The sequence below is a fragment of the Fulvivirga lutimaris genome, from assembly GCF_009711525.1.
GTDB classification, from domain to species: domain Bacteria; phylum Bacteroidota; class Bacteroidia; order Cytophagales; family Cyclobacteriaceae; genus Fulvivirga; species Fulvivirga lutimaris.
Genome location: NZ_SMLV01000322.1, coordinates 1 through 14,618, shown reverse-complemented (window position 1 = coordinate 14,618; position 14,618 = coordinate 1). Strand labels below are relative to the sequence as shown.

The 14,618-nt window shown below is 38.1% G+C and carries 7 protein-coding genes; all 7 read right to left on the bottom strand.

Translation table 11 applies throughout. The features are described from left to right. Positions 1-87: 87 nt before the first annotated feature. Positions 88-468, bottom strand: coding sequence for a glycine cleavage system protein GcvH (gene gcvH / locus E1140_RS06755; RefSeq protein WP_155180711.1), 381 nt, complete (start codon positions 466-468; stop codon positions 88-90). 53 nt (positions 469-521) lie between these two features. Continuing rightward, positions 522-7,787 carry a T9SS outer membrane translocon Sov/SprA gene (gene sov, locus E1140_RS06750; RefSeq protein ID WP_246202724.1) on the bottom strand — a complete coding sequence of 2,422 codons (7,266 nt, stop codon included), beginning with the start codon at positions 7,785-7,787 and terminating at the stop codon, positions 522-524. A 12-nt stretch (positions 7,788-7,799) separates the two neighbouring features. Further along, a complete protein-coding gene (gene ruvA / locus E1140_RS06745) occupies positions 7,800-8,393 on the bottom strand; it encodes a Holliday junction branch migration protein RuvA (RefSeq protein ID WP_155180705.1) in 594 nt (197 codons plus the stop codon). Beyond that, entirely contained in the window at positions 8,390-10,669 is a 2,280-nt protein-coding gene (locus E1140_RS06740) for an NADP-dependent malic enzyme (protein ID WP_155180702.1), read from the bottom strand. The genes ruvA and E1140_RS06740 overlap by 4 nt, the downstream gene beginning before the upstream one ends. Positions 10,670-10,732: 63 nt before the next feature. Then, positions 10,733-11,818 carry a DUF4837 family protein gene (locus tag E1140_RS06735; RefSeq protein WP_155180699.1) on the bottom strand — a complete coding sequence of 362 codons (1,086 nt, stop codon included), beginning with the start codon at positions 11,816-11,818 and terminating at the stop codon, positions 10,733-10,735. Positions 11,819-11,912: 94 nt separating this feature from the next. Further along, complete coding sequence (locus E1140_RS06730; RefSeq protein ID WP_155180697.1) at positions 11,913-13,271, bottom strand: lytic transglycosylase domain-containing protein; 1,359 nt, start codon at positions 13,269-13,271, stop codon at positions 11,913-11,915. A 3-nt stretch (positions 13,272-13,274) separates the two neighbouring features. Further along, a partial coding sequence (gene gatA / locus E1140_RS06725) for an Asp-tRNA(Asn)/Glu-tRNA(Gln) amidotransferase subunit GatA (protein ID WP_155180694.1) occupies positions 13,275-14,618 on the bottom strand: 1,344 nt, incomplete at its 5' end.

Here is a 14,618-nt window from a genome sequence, read left to right as displayed (position 1 = left end):
TACTAGGTAGTGATGAGCTTGGAGTTAAAGTGAGCACTAAAATTAATAGTGCCCATAAAATTGTGCCTATGAAATATTTATTCAACCTCAACCTGTAGTTACAGACTTGTAGTCATCAGCACTAAGCAGACCATCTAGTTCTGAGGCGTCACTCATTTTAATTTTAATCATCCAGCCTTTTTCGTAAGGATCTTCATTTACGGTTTCAGGAGTTGCTTCCAAATCTGAATTAACTTCTTCAATTGTTCCGCTTAATGGCATGAAAAGGTCTGAAACTGTTTTTACTGCTTCTACAGTTCCAAAAACATCACCCGAACTAAGTTCTTCGCCTTCGGTTTCTATTTCAACATATACTATATCGCCAAGTTCTCCTTGTGCAAAATCGGTAATGCCAACGAAAGCATATTCTCCTTCAATTCGAATCCATTCGTGGTCGCTAGTGTATTTAAGTGATGCAGGTATATTCATGTTAATATTTTTTTAGCTCCAAAAATACATTCTTTTTCTAATTGCCGAAACAATTATTGCGCTAAACTAAATCGGACTTGGAAACCTAACCTGGTAGTAGCTCTTGGGAAAGAGGTAGAGATTTTAGGGTCAGTAATATTACGCTCAAAGTAGAACTGTAAGTTAAGCTTCTCATTTAATACGTAGCTTATGTTGGGTCTTATCTGAATGTTTAAATTACCTTCTGTAAGTGTGCTAAGTTCTTCAATTCTTCTTTGTACTGTTTTCGTATCCCTTATTGTAAAATTAAACCTGAAAGTGAGGTCATTTTTTAATGTCACCACACGACCCTGTGACTTCCAAGGCAATTTCATACCAGCCTTTGTAAAGCCCATTTCAAATACTATGTCATTACTTTTTTGTTCTGTGACTTGGGCATTTGTAATATTTAGGGCCACGTCACGCTTGGTTCTATATTCAACTTTTGCAGAAAGACGCTTCTTAGTTCTCACATTAATTCCAATTAAAGGCCCGAATTGCTCTGACACCATGACCTGGCTAATGATATAAACTGGAACAAGCTCACCGTCTATGACACTAGCAAAGTTATCCTTATTATAATTTTCTATATTATTTTCAAGCCCTATTCCACTGTTGTATTCAAGAGAATTGGAGTAGTTCACTACGCTAAAGTTAGATTGGTATGAATGGTTTAGCGTTACACTTTGGAAGATTTCTTGAATTGCCGGAATCTTACTTAAACCAGTATAATCTATACGCCAGTTAGGAATTGGATTCTTGGGAAATGGACTTAAACTAACATCACCTGCACTTTTGCCAGAATAGGCTGCAATAAAGGCTGGAATTAGTACGTCTTGAGAATTCATTCCATAATAAGTACTATCTAATCCCCTATTAAATCGGTTGGATATTGTTGACCTGTTTCTTTCAAATTCTTCAAATACGGTTGAATTGTTTTGATCGTCATCCTTTTTGAAGGCCGTTTTGATGGTCATAAAAGAAACTGAATAACTACCTGATCTACTAGGGCTTAACGAGACATAACTGTCAATATCGCCAATTTCATCATCGTCAAGATTATATCTGAAAATTTCCTCGTATGACGCACTCTTCAGTTTCTTAGCATTGAGTTGAATATTTAAGTCTGGTGTTAAACTAACATCTGCCTTAAGCGTGTAGTCCTCAGTTTTGGATTGAGTAAATGGAGCGGTTAGGTTAATGTTTTTTGTAAAAGAGCCTTCATTATTTTGGTAACCTTTTATTAGCTGATCTTTGATTTTAGGGTTTTGGGAACCCAGCAAGAACGGTATGCCAGGCTGTGAGAAGCTGCTGTCTAACCCAAATAAGTAAGCCCTTTTATTAAACCCTGGAAGAATTGTTCCTTCACGTAATGAGTAAGTACCATTAACGGATCTTAGTGACATCAACAGTCTTAAAAGGCTATTAACCCCTTTGTTGCCCTTTGGTGGGGGGGCTTGTTTTTGTCCAGCCGCAGGTTTTAAAGTGCTTCTTCTTGAGCTGGAGGTTGGAGAATTGATATTTTTAAGAAAGGTAACTTTGTTATACAACTTGACCAGATCTAGTTTACCTGTAACAGAATTATCACGACTATTTTGAATTGTATTTCCAAAATCTAGTTCTCTTCTCTGAACTGTATCTGCATAAAATGGTCCTGCTCTCCATGAGTATGACGCCTGATATCTGTATTCAGCACTAATCCAATCTGTTAAAGGAATTTTGTCTAAAGGTAATTTGTAATTTGCACTGACCTGTTGATCAAAGTTTTTAAGTCGGCCAAAACTTTCGAGGCTAGTTTTAATAGAATCGTTATACTCCTTTTGTGTAACAAAATCACCGTCATCATTGAAACCGCCATTAGGTGAGGTATTGGGTTCGTCAATTATAGCATTGGCCCTCGCACTGTAATCAAAAGTAAGACTCTTAGTCAAATTCCATTTCAAGTTGTACGTCCTGTCAAGAGTAAAATACTTTTGGAAATTTTCATTATCCTGAACACCGCTACTGTTTCTGTAAACTGTTTGTATCAGTTCTCTCCTTAGATCAGCTCGGAAACCAATGCTGGTTGGAACCAGGTTGAAGTTGAAATCCTTAAAGAGTTTTAAATATTTTTTATCAAGGAAACCAATGTTTTTGAACGGCTCTATTGGTTCTACCGTCGGACTATAGTTATAGGCCACACTAGCATCATAATTTCTTTTGGAGTACCTCTGCAGATTAAAGTTTGTCCGTATTACCTCACTATACCCATAAGTAAGTGCCAAGTTTTCAACGTCCCAGATATGTTTTTTAGCTTCAGGATTAACCTTGACCTTTCTAACATTGGTGAAATTTATACTTCGCCTGGTAGTTTCGTCAATGACGGTTTTTCGATACTCTTCCCTTTCACCTTCATCTTGGTAGGAGAGCAGTGCGGCTTCTAATTTAAGGTCAGGGTTGGCTGGGTCAAACCTCGGAGTAATAGTAGTATTCTCATAACTGACATACATTGGGACTTTTAGTCCCAGTTTTTCAGGTATCAGCTTATCCACATTAACATTTGCCGAGATGTCATAGGAATTGGTTTCTTCTCGTGTTCTTTCAGCAATTCTTGATTGAATACCTCCAAATCCAAATGAGGTATGACGAGCCGTAGAAGTAACATTGGCAAAATCAGCCAGTTTAATATTTAAAGTGGCATTCGCAGCCCAGCCCTTGGTTCGATCAAAGTCTGATACCCTTAGCTCATTTGCCCAAATACAAACGGAATGTGACCTGCCATCAGGTGTAGCAGGATTTCTAACGCCAATAGTTAACCATTTAGCTGAGCTTAAGTCAGGGTTCCCTCGCATTCTTATCTGATTATTACCAATCTTTCGTGGGCCTTCTAATGGATAGACAGCTCTTTTAGAAATATTGAGCCTGTCTCTTTCTGCTTTTAAAGCATAAAGCTGGTCAATATCCATGTCAATTTCATTCGCTTCAGGCCATATTTCTTGAGGGTCAAAAGTACCCTTTGGAGAAATTTTAAGAGGCACTTCAATTTCATAGTAATTGGAGTCAACATCATCACCGAGCCTTAAAAATGCTGTTAGTTCATCATCATTAGACTCACTATCTGCATGCAAGAACATTTGAATTCTTCCATAATTAATCAGATCGAGCTGCACTTGCTTAATTACAGCTCTCGCATCTCCATCCTCAAGGTCTTGAGCACAAACCTGAAGAGATTGCTCATTAAGTCTAATATTGACTGTCGTTGTGTTATCCTGATCTCTGTCAAATCCCGGAGGTAAAACATACGGTGATTGTGTTTCAGTACCAGCTCCGTTTTCCTCAATGTTTACAACAGAAACAGTGAAATTATCAATATCATCTGTGTCAGTGTCTTTTGATAAATTGGCCTCTTCCAGTGTGTTAAGATATCTTCTCCACCTACTGGCCACAAATCTGAAATTCACCATTCTCAACACTACAGGCTCAGAGAAATTGGTAAGATAAGTTCTTAAATATCGGATGGATTTAAAACCACTAATATTACCAAAGCTTTGGTCGAATTGACGAATAGGTATTCTGTATAGATACCAGGTAACGTCCTCGCCAGAATCATCTGATGTTATTTGATCTACAATATATTCGTTAGGCTCTACACCACCACCTGCTGCAGGACGGATAGGTACTCGGTATTCATAATACTCTTCTAGTTCACTTAAAGTATTATCAGCATTGAGGTCTTCATTATCGGCAATTGTCGTTGATGAAGCGGTGCTAGTGCCTGTTACGATAGGAGAGTTGTTTTCCATACCATTGAAGTTTTTATATCGCTCCAGCACCGTTGCATCTCGTGCATCTAAGTCGTCTCCAAGAAAATAAGAGAAGTTATCAGCAGACGGATCTTGCTCAACCACAATTCGTGCACTACCACTTACTGAATTAACAAAGTCACTAAAAACGTCCAATTCTTGATTGTTGGTAGCCCCGTCTAAACCAACATCCTGATTAGGCCTTGATGAACTGTTATTATCAAATGCATTGGTAAGAAAAGGCTGCGTGGTAACATAACCCCAATAATCTGTCAGTTCAGCGGCTGATAGTATTTGACCATCGGGAGCCAGGCCGCTTTCAAAAGCGTGCTTACCATCCGGAATAACATCTTCAGAAATACTACCCAAATTAAAGAATAGGTCACCACCTGTTGTATTTGATCTTGGATTATCACGACCGTCATCAACTACACCTCTTGCAGTTTGAATAAAAGGATCCATCAACCAGAACTCAATGTACTCCACATTAGCTCTATCAAAATCTACCTCTGAGCGGATGGCATTGGTTATGCCTCCCCAGTTTCTTCTAGGATCATTGGCCAAATTTCCATTGGCATCCAGATTTGAATTATAGTTATACATTCCTCGCTCATTGGGGTAGAAAGCAAGGTCAAGTACCTGCTGGAAATTAATAATATTTTGATCTCTGTTAGCAAAAATCTCTTGCTGTTGCACTTGTCGTACATAGTGATTTTCCAACTCTTCATCAGATATGCCATCTGGCTTTCTATTACCGTCTCTATAAAAAAGATTGTCAATTTGATACCAAGCTAGCTTAGCTCGGAAGTCATTTTCTTTTCTGTCTCCACTTCCAACAAACCTCTTATCACTTGTCTGAGGGTAAGCCGCGAGCTTCCAGGCTAATGGGTTACTCAGTGAAAACGGAGTTGCTGAATTTTCGAAATCATCAATATATGAAGTCCCTTCACCGTCAACTATGTTTGATGTACCTGGGATTAATTGAGCAAATTCGGCATTAAAAGTAATTGCAGAAGGCTCCTTAGTTGAGATTAGTGGGAGCTTATCAAGCATCTTGGTTAGAAAACGGGACTCTTTTCTAAAATTAATATCAAATCCGTATTTAGTATTTCTTATAGGTTCATTACCTACACTGTTTCTGGATATAAGAGGACGTTCATTTAAGTGCAGAAGAGTAGCACCTAGATTAATGTCATCATTTACTTTATAGTCTAATCTGGTTCCCAATAGTGTTCTTGATTGGAAATTAAATAGATCAGCTTTTTCATACGAAATAGAAATTGTCTTTCCGGAGAGTAAAACGCCTTCATTGATGATACTTACTTTACCAAAAGTATAATCTACCTGATAGTCAACACCCTCAATTAATGGAGAACCACCTGCGAACACACGTACTGAACCCTCTGCTATATTAAATCCAGGGATTATGATTTCGTTGGATGAACCGGACTGTAGTGAACCCGAAATGACATACTTGTTTTTTTGGGAAACTAGCTCAGCATCATTTTTAGTCCGATTATAGAGCTCTTCAAAAACAAATTTCTCTTTCAGCGCGGACTCATTAGGAAGAAAAGCAGTGTCTAGTGCAGTGTTAAATGGCTGTAAATATGGAAATATAATCAGTCCGTTTTCCGGCTGAATGGTTACACCTTCTACAAAGTCAAAGTTTCCGTTTGGCTGTGGATCATTGTTTTGATTTAACCTGTCAAGGCCCAATAGCTCAATCAGGGGACTGTTACTAGCTTTTGAGCCTGCTTGTAATTGTGGATTATCTACTCCTGTTAGATCATCTCTGTAAATAATTCTAAGCTCGAACCCATCTGACTCAACATTAGTGGCATTTAGAGCATATACGTTCTTCATCATCAATTCCCATGTCAGAATCCTATTGCCTCCAGTATCATCAATATTGATTTTTCTGGGGCGAAGCAATTTCATAAAAATCACATCATCTTCAGAGACGGAAGTATAATCCTCTGAAAGTTCACCGACTTTATAGTTTTTACCTTGGTAAGTATATTCGAACGATACTGCCAAAGCCTCATCATTTTGAAGCTTTCGGAATAATGAGATATACCCCATTTTTTTATTAATGGTGAACTCATTTGGATCTAGCTTACGCGCAGTGGTTATTTTCTCAAAATCTGTTCCATTGACAAAAGATTCCTTAGGAATTGGTTGGTTACTCATGACGCCTAAACTTTCCAATTTTGCATTGATTTCATCTGCATCTCGAGTGGATAAGCCTAATACCCGAGAGTATAAATTATTAGCACTATTGCTTGCAGGTCCGTTTGGATTAGTAGATTCTACATTAAACAGATTACTATAAATATTTTCGTCTTTTGCTTCTCCCAAATCCATGAAACCAACCACATTTCTGGTAGTTCGGGTATCGTTATTTCTATTCACCACATACACTTCCACACGCGTAATATTTACCCCCGAATTGATGTTTGGAATGGTTGAAAGCCACTTTTCGTAGTTTTCTCTAAAGAAGTGAGATAAAAAGAAGTGCCGGTTTTCATCATAATTTGAAGCTTGTAACTCAAATTTTCGCCCTTGAGCGCCACCACCACCATCAATAGTCAGTGTCTCAGTTTTACCACGTTGAGTTGAAGCTACTGACGTTACATATAAGTCTCCGAATTGCAGTTGAGCCTTTACGCCAAAGAGGTTCTGTGCACCGGATATTAAGCTGTTGTTTAAGGGTAAGCTGACATTACCTATCTCCAGCTTCTGAAGCATATCCTCTTCATAACCGGTATACTCAACTTTCAGATTGTTCTCAAAGTCAAATGAGTTGTTGTTATCAAAATTAGCTGTAACCTGAAGTTTTTCTCCAATCTTACCAACCACATTCATGCTTATCTGCTGGTCAAACTCAAAACCTCCATTTCTTTGTTGCCGGATGGGTATACTTGGATTATTGACGCGTTGCCACCTTCCTCCAAAGTCAAGCGTCACAAAACCTCTGGGTATAATTTCAACATAAGTACCCCCGAAAATCCTGTCAAAAATTGGACTTACATATATAGGGGGAATTAGATTTCTTCCACTGACTGCACTTTCACCATCAAGTCCTGAAGATCTATTTTTCCAATAGTCTTTAAGCTGTTGACGTTCCTGGTATTGTTTAAACTCTTCAAAGGTCATTGAAGATGTAGGCCGATAGTTGAGATCACCAATCTTCTCATAAATGGTGTAGTTCATCCCCGTATCAATTTCAACATCAAGTTGAAGTGATGCAGGATCTTCTAAAAGTAGGGGAGATGGACTCGTTTGACTACTAAAAGGATCTCCAAATCTGTCTTTAGGTTTGAAGGTTGGCTGTCTTGATGGTTTGTAAGGTTCGTTTTGAGTGCTGTCCTTTTTTACCGAATCAGAGGCTACAGGTTTTTGCCCCTGAAAAAATGACTTTTTCTTATTTTCGGAATTAGCAGATTCAGCCATGCCGAAGCATAGACCAAATGCGCAAACTACGGCATAAAATGACTTGTCAATTTTCCAAAAAACCAAAACTTAAAAATCTCAGGCGTTTTTCAATGTGAGCTTAATTAATTCCTCCAAAGTAATCGTATTTCCCGAATTTTTAAGGATGCCATCGATACTTTTTTCGGCAGCGCTTTTGTTTATTCCAAGCGTTGTTAACGCTGATAACGCTTCGCTACGCAATGTATTGTGTGAGCTTGAGCTAATCTTATCAGCTTCAGTATAGAGCCCTTCTTTACGAATCTTGTCTTTTAACTCAAGTATAATTCTTTGTGCTGTTTTAGCGCCAACGCCTTTAACGCCTTGTATGGTTTTTACATCCTCCGATGCTATGGCTTGCTTCAACTCTTCTGCTGAAAGAGATGATTGAATCATTAAGGCTGTACTTGGCCCTACTCCTGAAATTGAGAGTAGGTTTAAGAACATTTTCTTCTCTGATTCATGGCTAAAACCAAAAAGAGTGTGTCCATCATCCTTAATATGTAAATAAGTATGAATTAGTGTGTTCTCCTGATCTTTGATTGAAGAAAATGTGCTTAGCGAAATATTGACATGATAACCTACACCATTAACATCAATTATGACATGGGTAGGCTCTTTAATAACAAGCTTACCTTTTAGATATGAAATCATTTATTAGACTTTTTATTATAATATTGAGAGTCAACTACAGTTATAGCTGCCATATTAACAATTTCTCGCACTGAACTACCAAGCTGTAAAACATGAACAGGCTTTTTCATCCCTAAAAGGATTGGTCCTATTGTCTCGGCTCCACCTATTTCCATAAGCAGTTTGTAGGCTATATTACCTGCAGCGAGATTAGGGAAGATTAAGGTGTTAGCACCTTTTTCAGCCAGGTCACTGAAAGGATAATTTTCTTTCTGTATTGAAGTGTCAAGGGCTACATTGGCCTGAATATCACCTTCAATATTTAATTCAGGGAATTTCTGTTTAGCCAGTTTTACTGCAGTTTGAATTTTTGTTGGCAATGCACCTTTACTCGATCCAAAATTAGAATAGGATAAAACGGCTATTCTAGGCTCGAAATCAAAGAATTTAACCCCTCTGGCAGTCATGCCAATAATATCAACAAGTTCTTCAGGCGTAGGGTCAACGTTAACTGTAGTGTCAGCAAAGAAAAAGGTGCCTTTTTTGGTAATCATGATATACATACCGGCAACTCTTTTAACTTCAGGCTCCATACCAATCACTTGCAAAGCTGGAAGTATTGTCTTAGGATAATCTTTGGTAAGCCCTGAAAGCAGTCCGTCTGCCATATCATGCTCCACAAGCATAGAGCCAAAAGTGTTGCGCTCCCTCATTAGCTTGTTCGCATCATATAAGGTAACACCTTTTCTTTTGCGTTTATCATAATAGAATTGCGCAAACTTCTCTACCAAGTCATCCTCTTCGTATGTATCGTAAATCTGACAGTCAACAAGGTCAAGGTTATTTTCCTTAATTAATTTGTCAATAATGCTACGCTTCCCAAGAAGGATTGGAAATCCAATACCTTCATCAGCCACAATTTGTGCTGCTTTTAATATTCTTAAATCATGAGCCTCAGCAAAAACAACTCTCTTAGGATTTTTCTTAGCTCTGCTAATTACTCTAGAGATTAGCTTTTGGTCAATGCCTATTCTTTTCTGTAGGTCTAATTTATATTCTTCCCAGTTTGTTATTTTAATTTTTGCAACACCTGAGTCCATTGCTGCTTTTGCAACAGCAGGAGAAATGGTAGTAATCAATCTTGGATCCAATGGCTTGGGTATTAAGTACTCTGGTCCAAACTGGATTTTATCATCTCCATAGGCCTTGTTAACTAAATCAGGCACAACTTCTTTGGCAAGAGCAGCAAGCGCATGAACTGCTGCTAGCTTCATTTCTTCATTAATCATTGTTGATCTAACATCCAGCGCACCTCTGAATATATAAGGGAAGCCCAATACATTGTTCACCTGATTAGGATGATCAGAACGACCAGTGGCTAAAATGATATCCGAACGAACCTCTTTTGCCAGATCATAAGCAATTTCAGGGTTAGGATTGGCCAAAGCAAAAACAATAGGACTATCCGCCATTGATTTGATATTCTCTGGAGTTAAAATGTCCGCTACGGAAAGGCCAAGAAAGAAATCAGCTCCTTTTATGGCTTCTTCTAAAGTATCTATGTCCTTATTGGTTATAAATTCAGCTTTAGATTCATCAATGTTATCTCTCTTAGTATTGATTACTCCCTTGCTATCGCACATTATTATATTATCCTTTGTAGCTCCTAAGGATAGATATATTTTAGTGCAGGCAATGGCAGCTGCTCCGGCACCATTGACAACAATGGAAATATCTTCAATTTTTTTGTTCACTAACTCCAACGCATTGATAAGTGCAGCAGCTGAAATAATAGCTGTTCCATGCTGATCATCATGCATGATTGGAATGTTCATTTGCTCTTTAAGTGCCTTTTCGATTTTAAAGCTTTCTGGAGCCTTAATATCCTCAAGGTTTATACCTCCAAAGGTGGGTTCTAGTGACTTTACAATCTGTATGAACTTGTCAGGGTCTTCTTCATCAATCTCAATATCAAATACATCAATGCCTGCAAATTTTTTAAACAGAACACCCTTTCCCTCCATTACTGGCTTAGATGCTTCTGGGCCGATGTTTCCCAATCCTAGTACTGCGGTACCATTTGAAATAACGCCTACCAAATTGCCTTTGGCAGTATATTTATACACGTCATCTTTATTTGCCGCTATTTCTTTACATGGTTCTGCCACACCTGGAGAATAGGCCAAGGCGAGATCCATTTGAGAGGCCATAGGTTTTGTTGGTACGACTTCAATCTTACCTGGCTGCCCTTGGGTGTGAAAATTTAGAGCGTCTTCTCTTCTAATTTTTATGCTCATGAGGTTATGATATCAAAAATTGACTTAATTGATTAAGAAAGTAAAAATACGAAATAATAGAACCTATTTCGCAGTGGTGAATTCAGAAGATACTTTAAATGTATTTAGTATGACCTCCAGCTCCCGCATGAACTCGCGTTGCTTTTTTCCAGGGCTGTAAATAAAGCCTTCGATATAGTACAACCTATTTAAATCTTCATCTACAACTGTGTATCCTATAAATGGCCCTCCCATGGAAAGATTATTGGTTTTCCATAGACCTCTGGTCTCCACACCAAATTTATTATTGAAGCTGATTTCTTTGCTTACTACAGGAATGTAAGGAACTGAGGTTTCGGTTTTAATGTATGAATTTTCATTGGCAGGGTCTTCAAATAGCTGGTTTTGAGCTACGGAATCTCTGAATTTGATAATGTTCTCTTGAATGAAGGCGGATTCGCTTGTATAGTCCTTATAGGTTACAAATATATCTTTATCACTTTCGTCATTTATTTGTCTAAACCAAATGAAGCCCGGTTCGCTAATTACCATTTTATAGCCAAATGGAATTCTCATAGAACATTGATGTTCTTTTTCCAGAGTGGTAGTAAATCCAGTCATTTCATTTGACTTATACAGGCCGCTATAAAGGCGTTTATTTTCAACTTGATTGAAGTGTGTTTGAAGTTGTCCTGCTGACTTGGTTATGTTGTTATAAAGCGTTGCTTCATCCTTCCCAAATAGATACATAACACTTTGTCCACGTGCAAATTCATCGGCAGCAGTATAAACGAACAAATTATCGTTGGATCTTATTCTGTCTATTGAACCTTTGGTAAAGTAACTTTTTAAGGTCTTTGAGCTTGGTGTGTTACTATCTAATGTCATTACAAAAATCAAGTTTCGAACAGACTTTAGCACGTCATTCATTTTGCGCGGGTCTACTTGATTGAGCTTAAACATATACTCTTGGCGGGGCAATGTGCTTATTTCAGCTTGAAATACGGACCTTACAGCGTCACCAAGTTGACCTTGCCATTGGGCGGAGTCCATTACAACTATCATTTCTGCAGAATTACCACTGGCCTTAGGTAGTAAGGCAGTTTCTTTTTTGCCGTCACAGCCAAAAGCAAATAGTAAAATTAATATCGATAGGAGCTTAAAATTCATAGATAATGGAGTTTTATGATCATAATTATTTTGATCGCCAAAGTCACAAAGAAATGAAGGTTTTTAGATAAAGACTAATAGAACGGGAAATCTGTTAGGATCCAATGATCAAAGTCTGACCAACTTTGATTTTATTAGTCTCTAATTCATTTAAGGACTTAAGCTTTTCGATGCTAAGTCCTTCAAATTTTCTTGAAATATCCCACAAGGTGTCACCTGGCTGAACAATATAAGTTTTGGTTCCATTGGGCAGCTGTTTAAAAACAGGCTGAATGTTCTTAGCAACTAAACCTGGTTTTTGCCAGACAGTAAGATTTTGACCAACTCTAATAGTAGTTCCGTATATTTTGTTCCAGGTTTTAAGATCACTTACTCTAACTTGATATCGCTCAGCAATTGTTCCTAATACATCACCACTTCTAACTTTATGGATTACCTTCTCACGACCATAGGTGCTACCTTCCATATTTCTGGCTAAGTAGTCAACTTCTTTTTTACCTACTTTACTGGCCGAATCTAAAATAGTAACTCTGCTAAGCGCTAATATTTCTTTAGAATCTAAAGGTACTTTTATAGCGTAACCTTTTGTGTTTTCAGGAACAACACCTCTTTTTAATCCTGGGTTGAGTCTTTTCAAATCATCTTCGCAAAGGTTTAATTGTGCGGAAAGAGTTTCTAAGTGCACGTAATGATCTACATATACAGTGTCCAGCTCCTGCGAATATTCAAGTTCACTTTCTGTAAAATTGTGCTCATGGGCATAATTCATTGTGTAAATCATGGCAGTAAATTGTGGGAGGTAGGATCTTGTTTCTCGATATAAGTGGGGATAAATCTCCCAAAAGGTCTTTTTATACCCTGATCTTCTGATTGCCTTTCTAATATTACCTGGTCCGGTGTTATAAGCGGCAATAGCAAGTTCCCAATCACCAAACATGTTATATAGCTGTTTTAGATATCTGCATGCAGCTTCAGTAGATTTCTCAGGATCCATGCGATCATCTATGTACCAGTCGTTATTTAGCCCGAAAGACCTACCTGTGGCAGACATAAACTGCCATAACCCAACAGCTCTAGCACTTGACACTGCCACTGGGTTTAATCCAGATTCGATTATAGACAAGTATTTTAACTCTTCAGGAAGGCCATACTTAGCTAGATATTTTTCAAATAAAGGGAAGTATGCATTCTTTCTTTTCAGAATCATTTTAGTATACTCACGATCTTTCACCGTAAAGTAATTGACAAAGGCGTGAACTCTGGTGTTGTAAATTAACGGGATTTCATTTTCAAGGCAGCTAAGTCTGTCCTGAATCAGATCAAAATCAGCTTCTGCCGGCACATATTCATCGTTATTATCTGTTGTAGTCCACTCATTGCCTTGAGCCCATGTGTTAATCATAGGTAATGCACCAAGCAAAAAAGTAAGCAGTATTGTGATTCTACCAACCATAAATTAGTTCAACTTCAGTAAATATTCTGAGAAAGCCAAAAGTTTCTCTTCCTCAAAGTCATCTGCAATAACCTGAATACCAATAGGTAAGTTCCCTTTTCCTGTACCCGAAGGGATTGAGATTGCAGGTAATCCTGATACTGAAGCCTGCACAGTATATAAATCTGCTAGGTACATTGATAATGGATCAGTGCTGTGTTCTCCAAATTTAAAAGCAGTTGTTGGAGTTGTTGGAGCAATTATAAAATCATATTGATTTAATATCTCCTTACTAGCATCTCTGATCAGTCTCCGGACTTTTTGAGCTTTATTATAGTAGGCATCGTAATAGCTGGCACTCAAGACAAATGTTCCCAGCATTATTCTTTTTTTTACCTCATCTCCAAATCCTTCAGATCTTGATTGCTTGTACATACTTTCAAGCGAGTGAGCATTTGGAGACCTATAACCATATTTAACACCATCAAATCTTGATAGGTTTGAACTTGCTTCAGCTGTGGTAAGGATGTAATAAGTTGGTAGAATATAATCTAGCAAAGGAAAATCAACGGATTCAACTGTATGACCATTTGCCTCAAGCTTACCTATCTGATATTCAACATTGTCTTTTATTTCCTGATCAAGGCCTTCAGAAGTTAGCGTCTCTTTAATGTAAGCGACTTTGAATTTCTTATCATTGACGTCTAAGCTCTTTGAGTATTCTGGTACTTGTAAATGTGAGACAGTGCTATCATACTCATCACTACCAGAAATTACTTCAAGTACTAATGCCACATCTGCCGTCTCTTTACCGAAAATACCAATGCAGTCAAATGAAGACCCATAGGCAATAAGGCCGTGTCTTGATATTCTGGAATAGGTCGGTTTTAAACCAATAATGCCACAAAAGGCTGCCGGCTGTCTTACTGACCCGCCTGTGTCAGAGCCTAAAGAAATAAGACACATATCGGCCTGAACTGCTACCGCAGATCCTCCAGATGATCCACCTGGCACTCTTTCATTATCAATATCATTAAGAACATTGCCAAATGAGGAGTTCTCATTAGAAGACCCCATGGCGAATTCGTCACAATTGTTGCGACCAATTATAATGGCGTCTTCATCTATTAATTTTTGAACAGCTGTTCCGTTAAATTGAGAGTGGAAATCCTTTAGAATCTGGCTTCCGGCTTGAAGTCCATGGTCTTTATGACACAGAACATCCTTAAGGGTAATAACCATACCGGCTAACTTACCTGCAGTACCATTGGCTATTTTAGTATCTACTTCTTTGGCGGCTTGCTTTGCCTCATTGGCATACACCTCTACCAGTGCATTCAGATGTTGCTTATCCTGAATGTTAGTTAA